18 protein-coding genes are annotated in these 22806 nt (G+C 71.9%); 8 read left to right on the forward strand and 10 right to left on the reverse strand.

The window, feature by feature from the left end:
- Nucleotides 1-109: 109 nt before the first annotated feature.
- Genes HDA32_RS04525 through HDA32_RS04535 form a run of 3 tightly spaced genes read left to right on the forward strand, consistent with a single transcriptional unit; the run spans nt 110 to nt 2073 of the window.
- Complete coding sequence (locus HDA32_RS04525; RefSeq protein ID WP_218882333.1) at nt 110-637, forward strand: ATP-binding protein; 528 nt, start codon at nt 110-112, stop codon at nt 635-637.
- Nucleotides 638-683: 46 nt separating this feature from the next.
- The gene (locus HDA32_RS04530) at nt 684-1061 is read left to right on the forward strand and encodes a VOC family protein (protein ID WP_179641994.1); all 378 of its coding nucleotides are present in this window, start codon (nt 684-686) and stop codon (nt 1059-1061) included.
- A gap of 43 nt (nt 1062-1104) precedes the next feature.
- The gene (locus HDA32_RS04535; RefSeq protein WP_179641996.1) at nt 1105-2073 is read left to right on the forward strand and encodes a zinc-binding dehydrogenase; all 969 of its coding nucleotides are present in this window, start codon (nt 1105-1107) and stop codon (nt 2071-2073) included.
- On the opposite strand, the gene HDA32_RS04540 is transcribed toward HDA32_RS04535, so the two are convergent.
- The 6 genes from HDA32_RS04540 to HDA32_RS04565 all read right to left on the reverse strand — a co-directional run bounded on the left by HDA32_RS04540 (nt 2063) and on the right by HDA32_RS04565 (nt 10118).
- Nucleotides 2063-2176, reverse strand: coding sequence for a type II toxin-antitoxin system prevent-host-death family antitoxin (locus HDA32_RS04540; RefSeq protein WP_179641997.1), 114 nt, complete (start codon nt 2174-2176; stop codon nt 2063-2065). The two genes, HDA32_RS04535 and HDA32_RS04540, sit on opposite strands and share 11 nt — an antisense overlap.
- Nucleotides 2177-2261: 85 nt before the next feature.
- Entirely contained in the window at nt 2262-3296 is a 1035-nt protein-coding gene (locus HDA32_RS04545) for a PadR family transcriptional regulator (RefSeq protein ID WP_179641998.1), read from the reverse strand.
- Nucleotides 3293-4147 (reverse strand): DUF4097 family beta strand repeat-containing protein, encoded by an 855-nt coding sequence (locus HDA32_RS04550; protein ID WP_179641999.1) that lies wholly within the window; start codon nt 4145-4147, stop codon nt 3293-3295. The genes HDA32_RS04545 and HDA32_RS04550 overlap by 4 nt, the downstream gene beginning before the upstream one ends.
- A gap of 191 nt (nt 4148-4338) precedes the next feature.
- The gene (locus tag HDA32_RS04555) at nt 4339-4518 is read right to left on the reverse strand and encodes a DUF6104 family protein (RefSeq protein ID WP_179642000.1); all 180 of its coding nucleotides are present in this window, start codon (nt 4516-4518) and stop codon (nt 4339-4341) included.
- An 11-nt stretch (nt 4519-4529) separates the two neighbouring features.
- Nucleotides 4530-8255, reverse strand: coding sequence for a multifunctional oxoglutarate decarboxylase/oxoglutarate dehydrogenase thiamine pyrophosphate-binding subunit/dihydrolipoyllysine-residue succinyltransferase subunit (locus HDA32_RS04560; RefSeq protein ID WP_179642001.1), 3726 nt, complete (start codon nt 8253-8255; stop codon nt 4530-4532).
- Nucleotides 8256-9071: 816 nt separating this feature from the next.
- The gene (locus HDA32_RS04565; RefSeq protein WP_312863040.1) at nt 9072-10118 is read right to left on the reverse strand and encodes an NAD(P)H-dependent amine dehydrogenase family protein; all 1047 of its coding nucleotides are present in this window, start codon (nt 10116-10118) and stop codon (nt 9072-9074) included.
- Between the two features lie 282 nt (nt 10119-10400).
- Between HDA32_RS04565 and HDA32_RS04570 the strand changes: the two genes are divergently transcribed.
- The 5 genes from HDA32_RS04570 to HDA32_RS04590 all read left to right on the forward strand — a co-directional run bounded on the left by HDA32_RS04570 (nt 10401) and on the right by HDA32_RS04590 (nt 18017).
- The gene (locus HDA32_RS04570; RefSeq protein WP_179642002.1) at nt 10401-11285 is read left to right on the forward strand and encodes an SDR family NAD(P)-dependent oxidoreductase; all 885 of its coding nucleotides are present in this window, start codon (nt 10401-10403) and stop codon (nt 11283-11285) included.
- A 186-nt stretch (nt 11286-11471) separates the two neighbouring features.
- Nucleotides 11472-11876 carry a BlaI/MecI/CopY family transcriptional regulator gene (locus HDA32_RS04575; protein WP_179642003.1) on the forward strand — a complete coding sequence of 135 codons (405 nt, stop codon included), beginning with the start codon at nt 11472-11474 and terminating at the stop codon, nt 11874-11876.
- Between the two features lie 109 nt (nt 11877-11985).
- Nucleotides 11986-13161, forward strand: coding sequence for a pyridoxal phosphate-dependent aminotransferase (locus HDA32_RS04580; RefSeq protein WP_179642004.1), 1176 nt, complete (start codon nt 11986-11988; stop codon nt 13159-13161).
- A 186-nt stretch (nt 13162-13347) separates the two neighbouring features.
- On the forward strand, nt 13348-14004 hold the full coding sequence (locus HDA32_RS04585) for a class I SAM-dependent methyltransferase (protein ID WP_312863041.1): 657 nt from the start codon (nt 13348-13350) through the stop codon (nt 14002-14004).
- Between the two features lie 338 nt (nt 14005-14342).
- Entirely contained in the window at nt 14343-18017 is a 3675-nt protein-coding gene (locus HDA32_RS04590) for a transglycosylase domain-containing protein (RefSeq protein WP_312863042.1), read from the forward strand.
- A gap of 57 nt (nt 18018-18074) precedes the next feature.
- Here the strand turns inward: HDA32_RS04590 and HDA32_RS04595 are convergent, their stop codons facing one another.
- From HDA32_RS04595 to HDA32_RS04610, 4 genes are all read right to left on the reverse strand, one after another.
- A complete protein-coding gene (locus HDA32_RS04595) occupies nt 18075-19151 on the reverse strand; it encodes a prenyltransferase (RefSeq protein WP_179642005.1) in 1077 nt (358 codons plus the stop codon).
- The gene (locus HDA32_RS04600; protein WP_179646470.1) at nt 19148-19897 is read right to left on the reverse strand and encodes a class I SAM-dependent methyltransferase; all 750 of its coding nucleotides are present in this window, start codon (nt 19895-19897) and stop codon (nt 19148-19150) included. Before HDA32_RS04600 ends, HDA32_RS04595 begins: the two co-directional genes overlap by 4 nt.
- 99 nt (nt 19898-19996) lie before the next feature.
- Nucleotides 19997-21280 carry a glycosyltransferase family 4 protein gene (locus HDA32_RS04605; protein WP_179642006.1) on the reverse strand — a complete coding sequence of 428 codons (1284 nt, stop codon included), beginning with the start codon at nt 21278-21280 and terminating at the stop codon, nt 19997-19999.
- A 315-nt stretch (nt 21281-21595) separates the two neighbouring features.
- Nucleotides 21596-22609, reverse strand: a complete 1014-nt coding sequence (locus tag HDA32_RS04610; protein WP_179642007.1) for an MBL fold metallo-hydrolase — start codon at nt 22607-22609, stop codon at nt 21596-21598.
- Nucleotides 22610-22806: the final 197 nt, after the last annotated feature.

Genomic DNA, 22806 nt, shown 5'->3' on the forward strand with positions numbered 1-22806 from the left:
AAAGCAATTGCAGCGCACCTTCTGCACGTGCATGATGGCCACTATGCCACGGCGCGAAAGAGCCGCTGGGGGCCTTCTGACGACGAGTGTCATGACTGAGGGTGGCAGGATGATCACGCACTATTCGGGCGGTCCTTCGATCACCGGACCCCCTCAGGCGTCCCCGGCGGCCGATCGCGGGAACGCGGCCCCGGCGCGTGCGGCCGCGGCCGTGGCGCGGCACGAGTTCCCCGGTGTCGAGCGGTCTGTGCGCGACGTCCGCGGGTTCGTCGAGGAGACGCTGCGTGTGCCCCCGGGCGGCCGCACGCCGGCCTCCGCCGCGGCGAAGGAACTGATCGAAACCGCGCTGCTCCTGGTCAGCGAGGTCGCGACGAACGCGATCCGGCACACGCGCAGCGGCGAGGCCGGTGGGACCGTCGTCGTGGAGGTGCGCCGGTGCTCCGGCGGAATCCGGATCGAGGTGCGCGACCAGGGGGTGCGGCACGACGGGCCGGTCTGCGAGCCCGCGGTCCGCGCGTCCACCCCCGATACCGAGTACGGGCGCGGCATGGCGCTGGTCGAGATGCTCGCGGCCGACTGGGGTACGTGCGCCGTGAACGGGGGACGAACGGTGTGGTTCGATCTGCCGTCCACCTGACGACCGGCGCCGCCCGGTGCCGACGACCGGAAGAGAGGGATGCGCCATGCGACTGGTGGTCGTACTGGACACCAATGACGTTTCGCGGCTGGCGGCGTTCTGGTCCGCGGCGCTCGGGTTCGAGCGCGGGGAGCCCGACCCGCCCTACCTCGCGCTGCGCGACCCCGGCGGGGTCCACCCCGACCTGCTGCTGCAGGACGTGCCCGAGCCCGGGAACGGCAAGAACCGGATGCACCTCGACCTGGTCGTGGACGACATGAACGCCGAGGTCGCGCGGCTGGTGCGGCTCGGGGCGGTGCAGCAGGGCGAGCCGTTCACCGAGAGCGGGCACCGGGTCGCGGTGATGGGCGACCCCGAGGGCAACGAGTTCTGTGTGATCGACCACCGCGGCGCGGCGCGGCCGGAATCGCAGGACACCGCATGACCTGCCGTGCCCGCGGGCGCGGCGGCTCGTTAGTGTCGGAGCCATGTTCGCTATCACTGCCGTGGGCATCGACAAGGACAATCCGCTGAACGGCCTGGAGGCCGGCGAGCGCCCCGAACCGACGGTTCCGGACGGCTGGACCACGGTCACCGTCAAGGCGGCCGCGCTCAACCACCACGACCTGTGGAGCCTGCGCGGCGTCGGCCTCGCCGAGGACCGGCTGCCGATGGTGCTGGGCTGCGACGCAGCAGGGTTCGACGAGGACGGCAACCCCGTCATCGTGCACGCCGTGATCGGCGACCCCGACGCCGGAGGCGGCGACGAGACGCTCGACCCGCGCCGCTCGCTGCTGTCGGAGGTCCACGACGGCACGTTCGCCGAGAAGGTCGCCGTCCCCCGGCGCAACCTGGTCCCCAAGCCCGAGGCGCTCTCCTTCGAGGAGGCGGCGTGCCTGCCCACCGCGTGGCTGACCGCCTACCGGATGCTGTTCGAGAAGGCCGGGGTCCAGCCGGGCGCGACGGTCCTGGTGCAGGGCGCGGGCGGCGGTGTCGCCAGCGCGCTGATCCGGATGGCCGCGGCTGCGGGGTTCCGCGTCTACGCGACCAGCCGCAGCGAGGCCAAGCGGGCCAGGGCCGTGGAACTCGGCGCGCACGCGGCGGTGGAGACCGGCGCCCGCCTGCCGGAGAAGGTCGACGTCGTCTTCGAGAGCGTGGGCCAGGCCACCTGGGCGCACTCGGTGAAGTCGCTGCGTCCGGGCGGCCGCATCGTCGTCTGCGGCGCCACCAGCGGCAACGCCCCGTCGGCCGAGCTGACGCGGGTGTTCTTCCTGCAGTTGTCCGTGGTCGGCTCCACGATGGGCACCCGCGACCAGCTCGGGCGCGTGGCCGAGTTCTGCGCCCGGACCGGCGTGCACCCGGAGATCGACCGCACGCTCCCGCTGACGCGGGCGAAGGAGGGCTTCGCGGCGATGGACCAGGGAGACCTGTTCGGCAAGATCGTCCTCACGGTGTGAGGTCGGCGCGTCGGGTGGTGGCCACGCGCTCATGTGTGCGCCTGGCATGATCGATCAACTCGGCCAGGCGGTTGCGCGCCTCCGAAAGCGGCATGGTCGCCATGGTCCGAGTGTGCCTCGAAATCGGTGTGGGAGGCGCTGAATCGAGGAGGCGCCGCCCGTGGGCGGCGCCTCCGCTGCTGCATCGGTCAGGCCGTGGATCCGGGGCCGTCCCCGTGCTCCCTGCGCTCCCGGTCCTCGCGAATGGCCGAGTCCCAGGGATCGCCGGTGTCTGTGCCGGCCGGTGGCTGGGCGAACGGGCCGTGGCCGGTGCCGCCGGCCGCGGACTCCTCCGGCGTCCTCTCCGGTTTCGCCGACTCGGCGCCGGTGTCCTTCGCGCTCTCGCCGCCCCCGTCGCGGGTGCCCGTCCCGCTCGCGGCATCCCCGGACCGTCCGCCCGGGGCCTCCTCCGACCCCGGCGGCCCCCACGTCCTGGCGTCGCGGCGGATCGCCTCGACGGTCTCGTCCAGGATCCGGCGCAGGTCGGTCGCTGCCGACTCGCCCACCTGCCCGGCCTCGCGGACCACCGCGCGCACGCGCCCGGAGAAGTCGCGCAGGGCCCGTTCGACGTCGGGTCCGGTCCGCTCCTCGCCCCTGCCGTGCCGGGACCAGGAGGAGCCCCACGCACTGAAGCCGTGGGCGACCTTCTCCCAGTCGCGCTCCCACCAGGAACCGCCCGTGCGCCCGGAGCCCGCGTGCTCCCGCTCGCGCCGGGCCTCCTCCGAGTCGGCGGAGTCCTCTGTGCTCGCCTCGCCCCAGACGTCCCCGGCGCCCTTCGGGCCGGCCTTGGACTGCCGGCGGGTGTCGCCCGCGGCGAACTTCAGCTCCTCGCGCAGCGAGCCGATCGTGTCCCGGACGTCCTGCTTGACCGCCCGGGCCACGTCGCGCACCGAATCGGTGATCTCGCGCTCCAGGTCGTCCAGGTCGCCGCCGCGGCTGCGCAGCTCCTCGCGCCCCTTGTCGGTGAGGCGGTAGACCTTGCGGCCGTTGACCTCCTCGTGGCTGACCAGCCCCTCCTCCTCCAGCCGCGCCAGGCGCGGGTAGATGGTGCCCGGCGAGGGGGAGTAGACGCCGAGGAAGCGGTCGCGCAGCAGGCTGATGATCTCGTATCCGTGCCGCGGGCTCTCGTCCAGCAGTTTCAGCAGGTACAGCCGGAGTCTGCCGTGGCCGAAGATCGTGCTCATTCGTCCCCCCTGGGGATCGCGGCCGGCGCGTCGGGCTCGCGGCGCAGCAGCGAGACCGAGCCGGACACGGTCGTCGTGGTGATGCCGGCCGCCTCCACCCCGCTGCCGACCGTGCCGCTCAGGTGGCTGCGCCCGGGCAGGTCCCGGCGGTCCAGGCCGAACGCGGAGTCGAGCGAACCGGTGGCCGAGCGCAGGTCCACCTTCGCCGACGTCTCGGCGGGCAGCCGCAGCGCGACGTCGCCGGAGACCGAGCCCAGCCGGACGCGGGCGGAGGGGGTCAGGTCGACGTCGGCGAGCAGCCGGCCCGAGCCGGTCTTGGCGGAGAAGTCGGAGAACCGGCCGCCGGCCACTTCGAGGCGGCCGCTGACGCTGTTGAAGTGCAGACTGCCGGTGAGGCCGCGTGCGGCCAGGCCGCCGGAGACGGTGTTGACGTCGATGTCGCCGCCCAGCTCGTCCAGCGTGATGTCACCGGAGGCGCTGCGTAGCTGGGCCTTGGCGCTGATTCCGGCGACCACGATCGGCGCGGAGACGGTCGTGACCTCCACCGGGCAGTCGCGCGGCACCCGCACGCTGACCGTCGCCGAGCGCCGCCCCATGCTGCGGTAGCCGGAGAGCTGCGGTTGGCGCAGCCGCTCCATCAGCCCGCTGCGGGTGAGGTCCTCGTAGGTGACCGTGAGGATTCCGGCCTCCTGGGTGACGAGGACGGGCTCCCCGACGATGTCGGAGACCTCGAAGGTCATCGGGTCGTCGGTGGGTAGAACGTTGACGTGGCCGCCGATGATCCGCACGCGCAGGGCGACGATCCCGTCGAGCGTGCGTGTCGTCGGCTGGTCGATGGTCCATCGCGCCATCGCGATCCCTTTCGGTTCGGACGTGTCCCCTATGTGAGACACGATATGTCGCGAACCGTCGACACTCAAGATATGTCGCAAGGTATGAGGGTCTTTTGGGGGATGCTTGAGGGTTCCCCCTGAGCGCGCGAAGGGCCCCGGCCGGCGGCCGGGGCCCTTCGGATCAGCGCGTTCGGATCAGCGGACCCGGATCACTCCTCGTCGTCATCGTCCAACCGGGCCAGCCAGGTGGCCAGCCGGTCGATCGACGTCTCGAACTCCGGGTTCAGATCGGTGAACGTGCGGAGCTGGTCGGCGACCCACGCCAGGGAGACCTCCTCCTCGCCGCGGCGCCTCTCCAGTTCCTCGATCCCGCGATCGGTGTAGTACATCCCTCGCCCACCTAGTCCGTCGGCGGGAACACCGTGTTGACCAGCGCCTGCTGCTCCACCTCGTGCCGCTTGGCCGAACCGGCCGCCGGCGCGGAGCTCGCGGGGCGCGACACCCGGGTGAATGGGCGGTCCAACTGCTCGGAGAAGACCAGCGCGACGAACGGCCACGGCCCCTGGTTGGCCGGCTCCTCCTGCACCCACAGCACCTCGCCCGCGTTGGGGAAGGAGCCGAGCTGCTGGCGGATCTCATCGATCGGCAGCGGGTACAGGCGCTCGACCCGGATGATCGCCGTGTGCGTGTCGCCGGTCTTCTTCCGGGCCGCGTCGAGGTCGTAGTAGACCTTGCCGGAGCACAGCACCACGCGCCGGACGTCCTTGGGGTCGAGCCCCGAGTTGTCGGCGATGATCGGCTGGAACGTGCCCGAGGTGAAGTCGGCGGCGGCCGAGGCGGCGGCCTTCATCCGCAGCAGCGCCTTGGGGGTGAACACCACGAGCGGCCGCTTGTAGGACGACTTCACCTGCCAGCGCAGCAGGTGGAAGTAGCTCGCCGGGGTCGAGGGCAGCGCCACCGTCATGTTCTCCTGCGCGCACAGCTGCAGGAACCGCTCGATGCGCGCGGAGGAGTGGTCGGGGCCCTGCCCCTCGTAGCCGTGCGGCAGCAGCAGGACGACGCTGGAGCGCTGCCCCCACTTCTGCTCGCCCGAGCTGATGTACTCGTCGATGACGGTCTGCGCGCCGTTGACGAAGTCGCCGAACTGCGCCTCCCACGCCACGAGGGCGTCGGGCCGCACAACGGAGTAGCCGTACTCGAAGCCGAGCGCCGCGTACTCGCTCAGCAGGGAGTCGTGCGCGTAGAACTTCGACGTGCCCTTGTCGAAGGTCTTCAGCGGGGTGTACTCCTCGCCGGTGCTGCGGTCGACCAGCACCGAGTGCCGCTGCCCGAACGTGCCGCGCCGGGTGTCCTGGCCGACCAGGCGCACGGGGTGCTCCTCGGCCAGCAGGGAACCCATGGCCAGCATCTCGCCGGTGGCCCAGTCGATGGCGTCGTCGGCGATCATCTGCGCCCGCCGCTGGATCTGCGGCTGCAGGCGGGGATGCGGGGTGAAACCCTCGGGCAGGGAGAGCTGGGTGTCGATGATCTTCTTGATGCTCTCCGTCGAGATGGCGGTGGCCACCGAGGAGTGGTCGACCCGGCGCTCGTCGAAGACCTCCGGCTTGATGACCGCGCCCTGCTGCGCCGGCTGCCGGTCGGCCTCGCGGGTCTCGGTGAACGCCCGCTCCAACTGCTGCTGGTAGTCGCGCAGGCTCTGCTCGGCCTCCTCCACGGAGATGTCGCCGCGGCCGATCAGCGCCTCGGTGTACAGCTTGCGGGTGGAGCGCTTGGCGTCGATGACGTCGTACATCAGCGGCTGGGTGAACGAGGGGTTGTCTCCCTCGTTGTGGCCCCGGCGCCGGTAGCAGATGATGTCGATGACGACGTCCTTGTTGAACGTCTGCCGGTAGTCGAAGGCGAGCTGGGCCACCCGCACCACGGCCTCGGGGTCGTCGCCGTTGACGTGGAAGATCGGCGCCTGCACCATCCGCGCGACGTCGGTGGCGTAGAAGCTGGACCGGCTGTCGCCGGGCAGCGTGGTGTAGCCGACCTGGTTGTTCACGATCACGTGCACGGTGCCGCCGGTGCGGTACCCGCGCAGCTGCGACAGGTTCAGGGTCTCGGCCACGACGCCCTGGCCGGCGAACGCGGCGTCGCCGTGGATCAGGAGCGGCAGGACCGTGAAGCCGTTCGGCCCCTTGTTCAGCAGGTCCTGCTTGGCGCGGACGATGCCCTCGGCGATCGGGTTGACCGTCTCCAGGTGGCTGGGGTTGGCCGCGAGCGAGATCGCGATCTTCTCGCCCTCGGGCGTCTCGAAGGTGCCCTCGGTGCCCAGGTGGTACTTGACGTCGCCGGAGCCGTGCGCGCTGCGCGGGTCGAGGTTGCCCTCGAACTCGCCGAAGATCTGGCCGTAGGACTTGCCGCAGATGTTGGCGAGGACGTTGAGCCGGCCGCGGTGCGCCATGCCCATGACGACCTCGTCCAGGCCGGCCTTTGCGGCCTGCCCGATGACGCCGTCGAGCAGCGGGATCAGCGACTCGCCGCCTTCGAGGGAGAACCGCTTCTGCCCGACGTACTTGGTCTGCAGGAAGGTCTCGAACGCCTCGGCGCTGTTGAGCCGGCGCAGGATGTGCAGCTGCTCGTCGCGGCTGACCTTGTCGTGGTCGTGTTCGACGTGGGACTGGATCCACGCCCGCTCGTCCGGGCTCTGGATGTGCATGTACTCGATGCCCACGGTGCGGCAGTAGGTGTTGCGCAGCACCCCGAGGATGTCGCGCAGCTTCATGACCTGCTTGTCGCCGAAGCCGCCGGTGGGGAACTCGCGGTCCAGGTCCCACAGGGTGAGGCCGTGCTCGAGGACGTCGAGGTCGGGGTGGCGGCGCTGCTTGTACTCCAGCGGGTCGGTGTCGGCCATGAGGTGGCCGCGCACCCGGTAGGCGTGGATCAGCTCCTGGACCCGGCTGGCCTTGTCGATCTGGTTGCTGTGGCTGATCGAGATGTCCTGCACCCACCGCACCGGCTCGTACGGGATGCGCAGGGACTCGAAGATCTCGTCGTAGAAGCCGTCCTCGCCCAGCAGGAGCTGGTGGATGCGGCGCAGGAACTCGCCCGACTGCGCACCCTGGATGATGCGGTGGTCGTAGGTGGAGGTCAGCGTCATGACCTTGCTGACGGCCAGCTTGTTCAGGGTCTCGGGAGAGGCGCCCTGGAACTCGGCCGGGTACTCCATGGCGCCGACGCCGATGATCGTGCCCTGCCCCGGCATGAGCCTGGGGACCGAGTGGACCGTGCCGATGCCGCCCGGGTTGGTGAGGCTGATCGTGGTGCCCTGGAAGTCGGGGACCCCCAGCTTGTTGTTGCGCGCCTTGCGGACGATGTCCTCGTAGGCCGTCCAGAACCCCTTGAAGTCCAGGGTCTCGGCGGTCTTGATGCTCGGCACCACCAACTGGCGGCTGCCGTCGGGCTTCTGCAGGTCGATCGCCAGGCCGAAGTTGACGTGTTCGGGCCGGGCGATGCCCGGCTTGCCGTCGACCTCGGTGTAGGAGTGGTTCATCTCCGGGAGCGACTGCAGCGCCTTGACCATCGCGTAGCCGATGAGGTGGGTGAAGGAGACCTTCCCGCCGCGCCCGCGCCGCAGATGGTTGTTGATGACGATGCGGTTGTCGAAGAGCAGCTTCACCGGGACCGCGCGCACGCTCGTCGCGGTCGGCATGGAGAGGCTCGACTCCATGTTCGTCGCGGTGCGGGCCGGAGCACCGCGCAGCCGCTCCTCGGCGACGGCGAGCGGGTCCACGTCACCCGGCGCGTCCTTGGACTCGGGAGCGGCCTTGGCCGCGGGCTTCTTCGGCTCGCTCTTCGGCGCGGCCGTGGAGCCGGGCGCCGGCGCCGACTCCTTCGCGGACTTGGCGGCCGGCTTCGCGGAAGCCGCGGCGGCACTGTCGGCAGTGCTCTCACCGGCCTTGGCGTCCGTACTCGGAGCGCCGGCTCCGTTGGCCTTGGTGGTGCCGGACTTGTAGTCGGCGAAGAAGTTCCACCATGCCTTGTCAACCGAGTTGGGGTCGTTCAGGTACTTCTGGTGAAGCTCGTCGACCAACCACTCGTTCGGGCCGAAATCTGTCAGGGGTTGAGACGCCTCAGACGACACGGCGGAGATCGCCCTCTTCCGCAGCTCGCTTGTGAATGTGATGGAGAGATGGCCACTACGGCAGGGCGGGCACGGGTACGGCGACTCCACTCGGCCGCTTTCGCAGACACGCCCGGCCGGCAATCTCGCCTAACAGGCTACTTGGCTGCGGGTTCGGATGGGGACCCTGGGATGGTGCCGGACTGGGAGATACCTAACAACAATTCACAAAACCAAGGGCATTTCATGGAAGAACCCCTGGTCACGGCGTTACGTTCTGGGGCCTGGGAGCCGGTCGCCACCCACCATGCCCGCCCCCGGTCGCCGCCAACCGCGCGGATGCGCGAATTTTCGCGGAACCGGACGCACGCCTCCAGCGTCACACCAGGTGTGCGCGGCCGGGCAGGACGGCTGGGCGCGGTCCGGCGGGCCACGGGGGTTCCGCCGGATCCGCTCAGGTCCGGCCGCGCGTTCCTCGTTCACGGTGTGCGCGGGCCGATGCGGCGCGCGGACCGCAGCCGCAGGCCCCGCCGGACTACAGCTTCGCGTGGTCCCAACTCACGACGCGGTCGGCGGTCATGAACACCGCCACCCGCTTGCGTCCGCTCTCAGCCAGTTCGGCCCGCGCCCCGGGCGTGTCGAACTCCTCCAGCGGGACGCAGGCGCGTGCCGTCCGCGGCTGGATCGCTGATGGAGGACGGGAACTGTCTTCAGGCCCTGCTTGGCCTTCGCGGACCTGGTGAGGCTGTTGTCAGGCGCTGCGCGCTGACGGCGGCCTTCCCGGGTCATGCGGTGGTGAACGGGAGGCTGTGGCCACAGCCTCCACGGTCAGTACGTCTAGGCCAGCCGGACGGTTCCCCTCCCGGTGATCAGCGGGAGGTCCAGACAGGTGCGGATCCCCGGGGCGGCCGCGCAGACCGCGGGGATCGCGTTGACCGCGTAGGCCGCCGCGCCGATCAGCCCGGGGGAGAAGTCCTCGATCCGCAGGACGTAGTCCGGCAGCCCCTCCACCCGCAGCACCACGCCCGGATCGCCCCACGGCCGGACGTGCGCGGCATCGCTCTTGTAGACGCATTCGACGTCGATGATCGGCCGTCCGCCGATCGTGGCCAGGTAGTTCCAGCGCGACGCCGCCACCGTGCCGGCCCCCAGGGTCCCCGCCGCGGTCTCGAACGCGGCCGGTGCGGTCGCCACCTCGTCGCGGGCCTCCACGTCGTCCAGCTCCAGGCCCAGCCCTTCGGCCACCAGGTGGATGCTCTCGGTGTAGATCTGCTCGTGGAAGGCGCGGAACGGCCGGATCGCGCGCTCGTAGTCCTCCGGGGACCGCGACAGCCCCATGAGGCCGACCACGACGTCGCGGGAGGGATTGCCGGCCAGGTCGGAGCACTCGCGCAGGAATATGTGGTCGATGCGCATGCCCAGGCCGGTGACGGTGAGCGGCAGCACCTCCGACATGAACCCCGGATTGACCCCGGTGCCGTGCAGGGACACGCCGCCCTCGGCGCAGGCCGCCTCCAGCCGTGCGACCATCGCCGGGCCCTGGGCGCGCGGGTAGGTGAAGCCCGTTGTGGTGACGACGTTCTTGCCCGAGCCCAGCAGGGCGCAGATGGTCCGGGCGTCCAGGTCGGAGTCCTCGGAGAAGTAGGCCGAGGGGAGCGGCATGTGCGCCACGCAGTCGGCCTCCATGGCGAGGACCTCGTCGATGTCGCCGGTGGCCCGGACCCCCACGTCGCCGAGCCCTGCGAGCTCGCCGGCGTCCCGGCCGACCTTGTCGGGCGCGTGTACGTAGACTCCGACCAGCTCGAACTCGGGTCGGGTGATCAGCGCGCGGAGGGCTGCTCCGCCCACCGTGCCCGTCGCCCACTGGATCACGCGGATCGGCACGATCGGCCTCCGGCTCGTTGTGGATACCTGCGGTACCGGATCAGGCAAGGCTGAGCGGGGACCACCGAATCTACCAACGCGGCGCCGCGGAGTACGAGGGTGGCGAACAAGGCGTTTCCTCCTCCCGCCCCCACTCCCTCCGGACGGGATCCGGCTTCCGCGGTAAGCGGCTTCGAGCCCCGCCGAGTCGCACACCCGGGCCGGAATCGGGTAGTTAGATTCAAGGTCGCCGAGCCTCCGCTCCACGGGCGCGGCGAACACGGCTGCAAGCGAGGAGGAGAAATGACTGAACTGCGGTTCGACGGGCGAGTGGCCATCGTCACCGGTGCCGGGCAGGGGCTGGGCCGGGCGCACGCCCTCGGACTCGCAGCGCGCGGTGCCAAGGTCGTCGTCAACGAGGCCGACGGCGCAGCCGAGACCGGTGGCGCGGCAGCGGAGGTCGTCGAGCAGATCCGCGGCAAGGGCGGTTCAGCCCTGGCCCACACCGGCGACATCGCGACCGAGGAGGGCGCGCAGTCGCTGGTGGAGGAGGCGCTCGACGTGTTCGGCCGGGTCGACGTCGTCGTCAACAACGCCGGCATCCTGCGCGACAAGTCGTTCAAGAACATCACGGTCGCCGAGTGGGACGACGTGGTCAACATGCACCTGCGCGGCTCCTTCCTGGTCTCCCGGGCGGCGTTCAGCCACCTGCGCGAGCACGGCTACGGCCGCATCATCAACACCACGTCGCCGTCCGGGCTGTTCGGCAACTTCGGGCAGAGCAACTACTCGGCGGCCAAGATGGGCGTCGTCGGGCTGACCAAGTCGCTGTCCATCGAGGGCGCCAAGTACGACATCACCGCCAACGCCATCGCGCCGGTCGCCTACACCCGGATGACCGAGGACGCCTTCCCGGCCGAGGCGGCGACGAGGCTGCGCCCGGAGCAGGTGACGCCCCTGGTGGTCTGGCTCGCGCACGAGGACTGCACGACGACCGGGGAGGTCTACTCCGTGGGCGGCGGCCGCGTCGCCCGGGTGTTCGTCGCGGAGGGGCCCGGTGTCGTGATCCCCGACGCCGGCGCCGAGGACATCCACGACAACTGGCCCGACATCAACGCCGAGAGCCCCTACGTCATCCCGCGCAACCTGGCCGAGCAGGCGCAGGTCCACCTCCAGGGGCTGATGTAGCCCCTCCGGGGCCTCCCGGCGCCGCGGCCCGGTCGCCGTAGAGGCCACGGAAACGACGCCGCACCTACCGAAACCGCCGCTCCGGCGGCGGTGCGGGTGGTGAAACGGGCGGTTTCGTCCGGCGGCAGGTGCGTATCTGTTCGGCCGGTCGCGTTTCACCGCACGGCCCCGGCCTTCGCTTCTAGCATGGCCGGACGGAGGTGGGGGAGGGTGAAGGTAAGGGAGTTCGGCGAACTGGAGGCGGCGATCATGGACGCGCTCTGGAGGGCCGATCAGCCGCTCGTCGTGCGCGAAGTGCGCGAGACGATGACCTACGACCGCGACATCGCCTATACGACCGTCATGACGGTGGCCAACATCCTGTACCACAAGGGGATGCTGAACCGGGAGAAGGCGGGGCGGGCGTGGCGCTACTGGCCTTCGGAGTCGCGCGAGGAGCACACCGCGCGGGTCATGAGCGAGGTGCTCAGCGAGAGCGGCGACCGGGGCGCGGCCATGCTCCGCTTCATCGAGCGCTTCAGCGACGAGGAGATGAGCCGGCTGCACGAGGTCCTGGCCGAGGTCAGGACCCGCAGGGGGATCGCGTCCTAGTACCGGGTCCCGCATCGGCCGTGCGGATGCGCCCGGTCCCGGCCGGTTCGGTCCAGCGGGCCTCCGGCCGCAGCCCCGGCGGACCGGGCGCGCCCTATGCTGGCTTGCTGTGGATGAACCGCTTGTCGCACGCATGCGCGGATTCGGCGAGACGATCTTCGCCGAGATGACGCAGTTGGCCATCGAGACCGAAGCCGTCAACCTCGGGCAGGGCTTTCCCGACACCGACGGCCCGCGGTCGCTGCTGGAGGGGGCGGCGCGCAGGATCGAGCAGGGCGTCAACCAGTACCCGCCCGGCCCCGGGCGCCCCGAACTGCGGGCGGCGGTGGCGGCCGACCGCCGCAGCCGCCACGGGCTGGACTACGACCCCGGTGCCGAGGTCTACATCACCGTCGGCGCGACGGCCGGCATCGCGGCGAGCGTGCTGGGCGTGGTGGAGCCCGGCGACGAGGTCGTGCTCTTCGAGCCGATGTACGACTCCTACGCCGCGGTCATCGCGCTGGCCGGCGGCGTGCGGCGCCCGGTCACGCTGCGCCCTTCCGGGGCCGACGGCAGATTCGTGTTCGACCCCGATGAGCTGCGGGCCGCGATCGGACCGCGGACCCGCGCCATCATCGTCAACTCCCCGCACAACCCCACCGGTACGGTGTTCACCGCCGAGGAGCTGGAGACCATCGCCGCGGTCTGCGGGGAGCACGACCTCATCGCCATCACCGACGAGGTCTACGAGCACCTGACCTTCGACGGCGCCGCGCACATCCCGCTGGCCTCGCTGCCGGGGATGCGCGAACGCACGCTGTCGGTCTCCTCGGTGGGCAAGACGTTCTCGGTCACCGCCTGGAAGACCGGCTGGGTGACGGGCCCCGGCCCGCTCGTGCGCGCGGTGCGCACGGTCAACCAGTTCCTCACGTTCAGCGCCAACGGCGCCCTGCAACTGGCGATCGCCGACGCGCTGCGCGACGAGATGGACTGGGTGCGCGCCCAGCGCGACGCGCTGCAGGCCAAGCGCGACCGCCTGGCCGAGGGGCTGCGCACCGCCGGCTTCGGCGTGCTGCGCCCGCAGGGCACCTACTTCGTGATGGCCGACATCCGCCCGCTGGGTTTCACCGACGGCGTCGAACTGGCCCGCGCCCTGCCCCGCACGGCCGGCGTGGTCACCGTCCCGGCCCAGGTGTTCTACGACAACCAGGAGGAGGGGCGCCACCTGGTCCGCTTCGCGTTCTGCAAGCAGGACGCCGTCCTGGACGAGGCGATCGCCCGCCTGATCCGGCACGCGAAGCGCTGACCCCGGACACGACGCGGGGGAGGAGGGGCCCGGAGGTCCCTTTCCTCCAACCGAGCCGATCGAGGCACCCGCGTGCCGGCTCCGGCCCGGTGCTGTGGATAACGTGCCCTGTGCCGCATCGTGAGCGGCACCGGACGACCCGCACGGAAAAGCGTCCCGACCAGGACGGAAAGAAGGCGACCCGCAGTGACCACGCCCACCCCCGCCATGCCCGCCGAACTGCTGCGCGCGGCCGAGGCCGCGAAGGGCTTCATGCCCTCGGAGGAAGGGCTCGCCCTGTACGAGACCGCGCTGGCCCACGCCCCGCTGGGGCCGGTCCTGGAGATCGGCACCTACTGCGGCAAGTCCACCGTCTTCCTGGGCGCGGCCGTCCGGCAGACCGGCGGGACGGTCGTCACCGTGGACCACCACCACGGCTCCGAGGAGCACCAGGAGGGCTGGGAGTACCACGATCCCACCATGGTGAACCCGGAGACCGGGATGCTCGACACCCTCGGGGCGTTCCGCTCGACCATGGCGGCCGCCGACCTGGAGGGCCACGTGATCGCGGTCGTCGGGCGATCCGCCGATGTCGCCCGGCTGTGGAGCACCCCTCTGGGCATGCTCTTCATCGACGGCGGCCACACCGAGGAGGCCGCCCAGGCCGACTACGCGGGCTGGAGTCCGCACGTCGCCCCGGGCGGCGCGCTGGTCATCCACGACGTGTTCCCGGACCCCGCCGACGGCGGCCGCCCGCCGTACAACATCTACCGCAGGGCGCTGGAGTCCGGTGAGTTCACCGAGACGCGGGTCCAAGGGTCGCTGCGCGTGCTGCGGCGCGGGGGCGGACGCGGCGCGCTATGATCACCGCCCCGCCACCCGCCACCGGAGCCGGGGTTAGCCGGGGTTGAGAGTCCTGTTAGAACAGGGATCCGCGCCGAGCCGAGCCGACCGCGGCGTCGCCAGGTGCGGGTATCGTGTTTCGGAGGGTTTTGGCGGATCCCCCGCAGCGCCGACCCGACTTCGATTTCGCTGAACCAGAACGGCCCACGTTCGCGTCATATGTATGTAGCACCGCGCGGTGGGGGACCGAGATTTCAGGGGGCGACCAACTGAGCGACAGCACGTACGGCGACGGCGGGACCGAGCCGCGCCCCGAAGCAGAGACGCCCGAGACCCGAGACCTTCCTGCGACGAGCGACGTGGATTCCAAGCAGCCCGACCCCAGCGACCGTCCCGACGACGGCATCGACGAGCGCCCGGCCGAGCCCGGAGGCGGGACCGAGCGCGAGACCCGGGACGTGGCGCCGCCCGCCGGCGCCCCCCGGGCCGAGACCGATGCCGCGGAGCCGGACTCCGGGGACGACGGCGCGCACGCGCCGGACGACGCCGTGGAACCCGAGGCCGGGGCCTCCGCGAGCGACGCTCCCGAGGATCCCGCGCGCGCCGACGCCGCCGACGACTCCGCTCCCGAGGACGCCGAGGGCGGGTTCAACTGGTTCAGCGGAGGCGCCGACACCAGCGCCGACGACGGTGACCCCTCTTCCGGCTCCTCCGTCGACCCGTCCGCGGCCTCCCCCGACGACGGCGGCGGCGAGGACGGCTCCGAGGACCCCTCCCACCTCTCCGCGAGCGCGTTCAAGGACAGCGGCAGCTTCTTCCGCGACAAGGTCGCGCGCAGCCTCGCCGAGCAGTACGGCCTCGAACTCGAAGATGACGGCACCATCAGGGACTCCGCCGACGCCTCCGGGACCGGCTCGCGGGACGCGTCCGCGACCGGATCCGGGAGCGGGGACTCCGCCGACGCTGCCGACGCCGCCGATTCCGCCGCGTCCGGAGCGGCGGGGTCCGGTACCGCCCCGGACGGCGACTCCGAGGCCGAATCCGATGCCGATGCCTCCTCAGCGGTCGGCGCCCCCGGTACCGCCTCTGCTCCTGACACCGCCCCCGGCGCCGACGCCGGTGCGGCGCGCGCCGACGGCGCGGAGTCGGACGCCTGGCGCTTCGACAGCGGATCCGACTGGGACCCCGAGGGCACGGCGGAGTTCCGTCCGGTCTTCGACGGCGACCTCGATGCCGCTCCCGGCGTCGGCAGCGGTGACGGCAGCGGCGCCGACACCGGTGACGGGACCGGCGAAGGCCTCGGGTCGGCGCACGAGCCGGCCGACGCGGGCGCCGGTCCGGCCGACGCGGGTTCCGTGCGCGACGGCGCATGGGACCCCGAGGGCACGGCCGCGTTCACCCCCGTCTTCGACGACGACCCCGACGGCGCCGATGACGGGACCGCCACCGACGCGGCGCGCTCCGATGGGCGCCCGGAAGATGAGCGTCCGGAACAGGACGGGACCGGTGCTCGGAGCGGACCCGGGGACGGGGCCGCGGACTCCGGGCCCGCCACGGCGGGCGCCGGCACGGCGGCCGGGATCGCCGGCGGTGCCGCGGCGGCCTCAGCGGCCGCCGCGGGCAGCGGGCGTCCGGAGCGGCACGGCCACCCCGAGCAGCGGGGAACCGACCACGATCGGGTGAGCGGCGAGGCCGCCGGCCCGTCGGCGCCGTCGCTCGGTGCCCCTGAGCCCTCCGCTTCCGGCGCGGCCTCCGGCGGCGTGCCGGGGGATGAGCCGGGGGCCGCCGCGGCGACCGCGACCGCGGCTTCCAAGGCCGGCGGGAACAAGAAGCAGAAGAAGGCGAAGAAGAAGAGACCCCTGTGGTGGCGCCTGGGGCGCGGCGGCCTGATCGCCGCCGCCGTCATCGCCGTACTCGGCATCGCGGGCTTCGGCGTCGCCTACGCGACGATCCCGGTCCCCGACGCCACCCAGGAGCAGGCCACCGACCAGGGTTCCACCTTCTACTACGCCGACGGCGAGACGGTCTTCGCCGAGCGCGGCGTCGACCGCGACCCGGTCAGCCTGGACGAGGTCCCCGAGGAGGTCCAGAACGCGATCCTGTCGGCCGAGGACCGGGGATTCTGGACCGAGCCCGGCGTCTCCGTCAGCGGCACGGTGCGCGCCGCGTGGTCCACGCTCACCGGCCAGCAGCTCCAGGGCGGTTCCACCATCACCCAGCAGATGGTGCGCAACTACTACGAGGGGCTCAGCCAGGAGCAGACGATCAGCCGGAAGTTCAAGGAGATCATCATCTCCCTGAAGGTGGACCGGTCGCAGTCCAAGGAATGGATCCTGGAGCAGTACCTCAACACCATCTACTTCGGCCGCAACGCCTACGGCATCCAGGCCGCCGCGCAGGCCTACTACCACAAGGACGTCGGCGAGCTGACCTCGGACGAAGCGGCCTTCCTCGCCGCGGCGATCCAGCAGCCGAGCAAGTTCGGCCAGGCCGACAGCGACACCACCCCCGGCATGGAGAACCGCTGGGAGTACGTCGTCAACGGCCTGGTCGAGATGGAGAGCATCACGTCGGCCGAGCGCGAGGAGTACGAGTTCCCCAAGCCCGAGGAGGAGGTCCCCCAGCAGGGCGTCGACCTCAGCGGCTACAAGGGCTACATGCTCCAGGAGGCGATGGCCGAACTGGGCCGGCTCGGCTACACCGAGGACGCCATCAACCGCGGCGGCTACAAGATCGTCACGACGTTCGACAAGGACCTCATGGACGCCGCCAAGGAGGCGGTGGAGTCCACCGTCCCCGTCGACGACCTCCCCGACGGCGTGCAGGCCGGCCTGACCACCATCGACCCCTCGACCGGCGAGGTCGTGGCGTTCTACGGCGGTAAGAACTACCTGGAGAACCAGTACGACAGCGCCTTCAACGGATCGGCGCAGGCCGGTTCGGCGTTCAAGCCCTACGTGCTGGCGGCCGCGCTGGACGAGGGCTACAGCCTGAACACGGTCGTGGACGGCAGCTCGCCGATGCAGATCGCGGGCAGCACGGTGCAGAACGCCGGCGGCGCGAGCTACGGGCCGATGAGTCTGGTCCAGGCCACCCAGCGCTCGATCAACACCGGCTACATCCAGTTGGCCATGGAGGTCGGCCTGGACAACGTCGTGCAGACCGCGCACGCGGCCGGCATCCCGAAGGACAAGATCACCGACGCCCAGGCGCTTGCGCCGACGCTGGCGCTGGGCGTCTCCGACGTCAGCCCGGTCGATCAGGCCAGCGGGTTCGCCACCTTCGCCAACAGCGGCGTGCACATCCAGCCGCACGTCGTGCGCGAGGTCGTGAACCAGGAGGGCGAGAACGAGCGGCCCGAGGTCGAGCAGAACCGGGCGATCAGCGAGGGCGCCGCCGCCGACGTGACCTACGCGCTGCAGCAGGTGGTCAGGGGCGGCACCGGAACGGGGGCCGCGCTGCCCGACGGGCGCCCGGTCGCGGGCAAGACCGGCACCACCGACAGCAGCGTGGCGGCCTGGTTCGTCGGCTACACCCCGCAGCTCTCCACCGCCGTGGGCGTCTACAACGGCAACAACCAGCCGTTCACCGTCCCCGGCTACGGAGAGCTCTCCGGCGGCAGCCTGCCCGCCACGCTGTGGAACAGGTTCATGACCGAGGCCATGGAGGGCAGGGAGGTCGAGCAGTTCCCCGAGCCGGCCTACGACGGGACCAGCCACAACTGGGCCCCCGAGCCCGAACCCCCGCCGCAGACCGACCCTCCGGCCGAGGAGCCCCCGGTCGCAGAGGACGACCTGCAGACCCAGGAGCCCCCGACCGACCCCGGCACCGGCGGTCCGGGCACCGGAGGAGACCCCGGCACCGGCGGTCCGGGGACGGGCGATCCGGGTACCGGCGGTGGCGGCACCGGCGATCCGGGGGGCGGCGGCGATCCCGGAGGGGGCGGCGGTGATCCCGGCGGCGATGGCGACGGTTCGGGCGATCCGGGCGGCGAGGGCGAAGGGGGCGCCGGCGGATGGATGTCACCTGACTGAGCGGCCGCGCGCGGCCGCTCCGCGCAGGGACGCCCCCGATGACGCGGGGCGCCGCCGCTAGCGCACCAGTGCCGCGCAGTCGCAGGAGGCGGCGCCCGCGGCGACGCTCCCCTCGGGGACGTCGGTGAAGACGCGGGCGCCGGGCGTCGCCCCGCACAGGGCGTCGGCCGCCAGGATCACCGCGGCGGCCGTCCAGGTGCTGCGCTCCACCGGCCAGTTGACGTCCTCGGCGAACTGGTACCCGGTCCAGTAGGCGCCGTCGTCGGGGTCGCGCAGGTGCTGGATGTCGGCGAGCAGCCGGGCGCCCTGGTCGCGGCGGCCCATCGCGGCCAGCGCGAGGACGAGCTCCGACGTCTCGGCACCGGTCACCCACGGCTGGTCGCTGACGCAGCGGATCCCCAGGTCGGCGACGACGAAGCTGTCCCAGCGCTCGGCTATGCGCTCCTCGGCCCGCACCCCGCGCACCGCGCCGCCCAGGATCGGGTAGTACCAGTCCATCGAGTACCGGCCGCGGTCGGCGAAGACCGGTTCGTGCTCGGCGACGAGGTGTCCGAGCCGCGCGGCGTCCAGCTCCCAGTCCGGCTGGGGCCGCCCGAGCCACTCGGCCAGCGCCACGGCGCAGCGCAGTGCCTGGTGGATGCTGGCGCAGGCGGTGAGCAGCGCGTGGTCCCCCGGACTGCCGTCGCGGTCGCGGGCCCACAGGATCTCCCCGCGTTCGGTGCGCAGCCCCAGCACGAACTCGATGCCGCCGCGCACCGCCGGCCACAGCCGTTCGGCGAACCGCTCGTCCCCGGTGATCAGGACGTGGTGCCAGACCCCCACCGCGAGGTAGGCGGCGTGGTTGGCCTCCCGCAGCGGGTTGACGACCCGGTCCTGGCGCAGCTTGGCCGGCCATGACCCGTCGGGGTCCTGCACCCCGGCCAGCCAGTCGTAGGCCCGCACCGCGGCCTCGGTGTGCCCGGTCGCAGACAGCGCCATGGCGCACTCCACGTGGTCCCAGGCGTCCAGGTGGCCGCCGGGGAACCACGGGATCGCGCCCGAACGCTCCTGGACGGCGAGCAGGTGGCACGCTGTCTGGGCGACGTCGTCGGCGCTCAGCACGCCCGGCAGCTCCGGAAGCTCGCGCGGCCTCATCCGTCGTTCCCCGCGCGCCGCCGGCCGGACTCCCGGTCCGGCTTGCGCAGGTAGACCACCACGCTCTTGCCGATCAGCGGGTTGAGCAGCCGCTCGGCGACGCGGGTCGTCCTGGGGGCCTTGAGGATGTCCCAGACCAGCAGCCGGTGGTAGGCCTTGGCCAGGGGATGGTCGTCGTTGCCGGTGCCCACCGCGCACTTGATCCACCAGTACGGCGCGTGCAGGGCGTGCGCGTGGTGGTGCGGGCCGATCTCGAAGCCCGTCGCCTTGAGCTTGGCCTCCAGCTCGGCGCGGGTGTAGATGCGGATGTGCCCGCCCTCGTTGGTGTGGTACTCCTCCGACAGCGCCCAGCAGATCCGCTCCGGCAGCCAGCTCGGCACGGTGACGGCCGCGATCCCGCCGGGCTTGAGCACCCGGTGGAGCTCGGCCATGGCCGCGGTGTCGTGCGGGACGTGCTCGAAGATCTCGGAGGCGATGATCCGGTCGAAGGAGCCGTCGTCGAACGGCATGTCGAGCGCGTCGCCTTTGACCGCCTCGGCCTCGGTCTCGGCGGGGGCCTCGCCTTCGGCGCGCATGGCGGCGAACATGGTGGCGACGTCGGCGAGGTCGTTCTCGTTCTGGTCGAAGGCCACCACGTCGCAGCCGCGGCGGTAGACCTCGAAGGCGTGCCGGCCGCCGCCGCAGCCGAGGTCCAGGACCCGGTTACCGGGGCCGACGGGGAAGAGGGTGAAGTCGACGGTGATCAGTGGGGGCTCCTTCGAGGTCGTGCTGCTCCCGCCGCGGTGCGGCGAGCCGTGCGTCCGGGGAGGTGGGGGCCGGGTCCCCGTGGCGGGCGGGCCGCCCGGTCACCGGCGCGGGCCGCGGCCGCCGGGCCTGGCCCGGGCGGCCTCGACGGTCTCGGCGTAGCGGCGCGCGGTGGCCTCGGCGACCGCGCGCCAGGTGAAGCGCTCCTGGACGCGCCGCCACGCCGCCGCGCTCATCCGGGCGCGCTCGGCCCCGTCGTCGAACAGCTCGCCGACCGCGGCGGCCAGCTCCTCGGGGTCGCCGGGGGTGACCAGCCGGCCGGCCCCGCCGTCCTCGCCCACGACCTCGGGCAGTGCACCGGCGCGGCTGGCGACCAACGGCGTGCCGCACGCCATGGCCTCCACGGCGGGCAGCGAGAAGCCCTCGTAGAGGGACGGGATGACCGCGACCTCGGCACTGGCCAGCAGGCGGGCGAGTTCGGTGTCGTCGACGCCGTTGACGAAGGTGACCCGGTCGCGCAGGGTGAGCTCGTCGACGAGCTGGTCGGTGGGGCCGCCGGGCTTGGGCCTGCTGACGATGGTCAGGGAGACGTCGCGCTCGGTGGCCAGCTTGGCCGCCGAGCGCAGCAGCGTCGACACGCCTTTGAGCGGGCTGTCGGCGCTGGCGACGCAGATGATCCTGCCGGGGACGCGGGCCACATCGGGGCGGGGGTGGAAGAAGCGGGTGTCCACGCCGAGCGGGACGACGTCGATGTCGCGCCGCCGCACGCCGAACTCGCGGACGATGTCGTCGGCCGAGGAGCGCGAGGGCACCAGGATCGGCCGCACCCGCCGGGCGACGCGGCCCTGCATGCCGACGAAGCCGTACCAGCGGCGCTTGGACAGGCGCATCCAGCCCTCGGCCTGCTCCAGTTCGATGCGCCGGTCCACGGTGATGGGGTGGTGGATCGTCGTGACCAGCGGGAAGCCGTGCGAGCGCAGGCCGAGCAGCCCGTAGCCGAGGGTCTGGTTGTCGTGCACGACGTCGAACTCGCCGCGCCTGGTCCGCAGCTCGCGCAGGGCCCGCAGCGAGAACGTGAGCGGTTCGGGGAAGCCGGCCGTCCACATCGTCCCGACCTCCAGGGCGTCGATCCAGTCCCGCCACTCGCGCACCGGGGGCGCTTCGAAGGGGGCGGCGTCGTTGTAGAGATCGAGGCTGGGCACCTTCTCCAGCAGCACGCCCTCGTCGAGCTCGGGGTAGGGCTGGCCGGAGAACACGCGCACGTGGTGGCCGAGCGCGGCGAGCTCACGGGAGAGGTGGCGGACGTAGACGCCTTGGCCCCCGCAGTGCGGTTTGCTGCGGTAGGAGAGCAGGGCGACGCGCAGAGGGCGGTCGTGTTGCGGCATGTGACTTCAACCCATCGGGAAGGCGGTGCGGCGGACGGAAGGCGCCGGCGTCGGTCCGCGTAACGTCCTCGTTCGCGGTCTCGTCCGCGGTGCAGCGGGGCGAGGGGGCGGGGCGACCGGGAGAACAGAGGGGCGGGGATGGGGAAGAGCGGGTGGCGCCTTCGCATCCAGCAGGGTCAACGGATCACCTCGTTTGTCACACGCCCCAAACGTTACCGGCCAGTTTAATACCTGGCTCCTTGTCGTCCCCTCCTCCGCTTTTCCCACCCCGCACCCGCGGCCGCCGGGAGTCCCTGCGGGGCGGGCTCCCCGTGGTCACCGCGGGCCGGAGCCGGCACTCCAGCGCAGCACGTCGTCGCCGCGGACGCGCAGGTCGGCCAGGCCCCGCCGTTCCAGCACGCGCAGGTGCGCCGCGGCCTCGGAGGCGGCCATCCGGCGCGAGACCGTGCGCATGCCTTCCCAGCCCTGGCTCCAGGTCAGCGCGGCGGTGAGCTCCCACAGCGAGAGCGGTTCGGGGGACAGCACGGCCAGCAGCTCGCGGAGCCGGTCCTCGTGGTGCTCGATGAGTTCGGCGGTGCGCCCGGCGATGTCGGTGAACCGCTGCTCGTGCGCCGGCAGCGCCTCCGCGGCCCCGATCTCGGGAACCTGGGCCAGCGAGTTCAGGAACGCGCCCAGCGGGTCGCCGTCGGAGCCGTCCACCGAGTAGAGCCCGATGTGCGGGGTGATCCCCGGCAGCACGTGGTCGCCGGTGAACAGGTGGTTGCTGTCCTCGAGGTGCAGGCAGATGTGGCCGGGGGAGTGCCCGGGCGTCCACACCACGCGGAGCTTGCGCTGCGGGAGGTCGACCAGCTCGCCGTCGGAGAGTTCGCGGTCGGGCAGGGCGGGCGGGTCCATCCGCGGGTCCAGCTTCTCGTAGGCGCGCAGCTCCTCCGCGCCCGCTCCGGCGCGGCGCAGCTGGTCGAGCTCGGTCTTGCGCCGGTCGGTGCCGCCGAGGCCGTTGATGTAGCGGAGCACGGCGACATCGGCGTGGTGCATGGCGATCCACGCGCCCGACGCCTCGCGCACCCGTCCGGCCAGGCCCGAGTGGTCGGGGTGGAAGTGCGTGATGACGGCGCCGTAGACGTCGTCGACGCTGGTTCCCAGGCTCTCCAGCCCGGCGGTCAGCGCCTCCCAGGAGTCCTCGTGCTGCCACCCCGCGTCGACCAGGACGGGCCCGCGCGGACTCTCCAGCACGTAGACCAGCGTGTACCCGAGCGGATTGCCCGGGATGGGAACCGGAACGCTCCACATTCCGCTGCCCAGATCCTCCACCGGCGGCATCTCCCGCATCCGCGTGCCCTTCCCACGAACTCCACTTGCGAACCGAATCGTGTTCTAGATTATCGGTGCGCATGGAACCGGGACGCTGCCGGGCCCGTACCGGCCCTTCGCCGGTCGGCGTCGCCGCCGCGGAGCCGGGACCGCAACAGCGTGTATCCCCGCTGGGACGGGCCGGTTTCCGGAGGGCTCCGGCCGGGCGTTCTCGC

Origin of the sequence: Spinactinospora alkalitolerans (assembly GCF_013408795.1) — a bacterium.
In the GTDB taxonomy this organism is placed as follows: Bacteria; Actinomycetota; Actinomycetes; order Streptosporangiales; family Streptosporangiaceae; genus Spinactinospora; species Spinactinospora alkalitolerans.

Excerpts from the sequence above, each read along its gene's own strand:
- HDA32_RS04610 (WP_179642007.1), bottom strand. The coding sequence starts at position 22,609 with ATGCGGGAGATGCCGCCGGTGGAGGATCTGGGCAGCGGAATGTGGAGC.
- HDA32_RS04575 (WP_179642003.1), top strand. The coding sequence starts at position 11,472 with ATGGCCGGACGGAGGTGGGGGAGGGTGAAGGTAAGGGAGTTCGGCGAA.
- HDA32_RS04605 (WP_179642006.1), bottom strand. The coding sequence starts at position 21,280 with ATGCCGCAACACGACCGCCCTCTGCGCGTCGCCCTGCTCTCCTACCGC.
- HDA32_RS04570 (WP_179642002.1), top strand. The coding sequence starts at position 10,401 with ATGACTGAACTGCGGTTCGACGGGCGAGTGGCCATCGTCACCGGTGCC.
- HDA32_RS04530 (WP_179641994.1), top strand. The coding sequence starts at position 684 with ATGCGACTGGTGGTCGTACTGGACACCAATGACGTTTCGCGGCTGGCG.
- HDA32_RS04525 (WP_218882333.1), top strand. The coding sequence starts at position 110 with ATGATCACGCACTATTCGGGCGGTCCTTCGATCACCGGACCCCCTCAG.
- HDA32_RS04555 (WP_179642000.1), bottom strand. The coding sequence starts at position 4,518 with ATGTACTACACCGATCGCGGGATCGAGGAACTGGAGAGGCGCCGCGGC.
- HDA32_RS04595 (WP_179642005.1), bottom strand. The coding sequence starts at position 19,151 with ATGAGGCCGCGCGAGCTTCCGGAGCTGCCGGGCGTGCTGAGCGCCGAC.
- HDA32_RS04545 (WP_179641998.1), bottom strand. The coding sequence starts at position 3,296 with ATGAGCACGATCTTCGGCCACGGCAGACTCCGGCTGTACCTGCTGAAA.
- HDA32_RS04535 (WP_179641996.1), top strand. The coding sequence starts at position 1,105 with ATGTTCGCTATCACTGCCGTGGGCATCGACAAGGACAATCCGCTGAAC.
- HDA32_RS04540 (WP_179641997.1), bottom strand. The coding sequence starts at position 2,176 with ATGGCGACCATGCCGCTTTCGGAGGCGCGCAACCGCCTGGCCGAGTTG.
- HDA32_RS04550 (WP_179641999.1), bottom strand. The coding sequence starts at position 4,147 with ATGGCGCGATGGACCATCGACCAGCCGACGACACGCACGCTCGACGGG.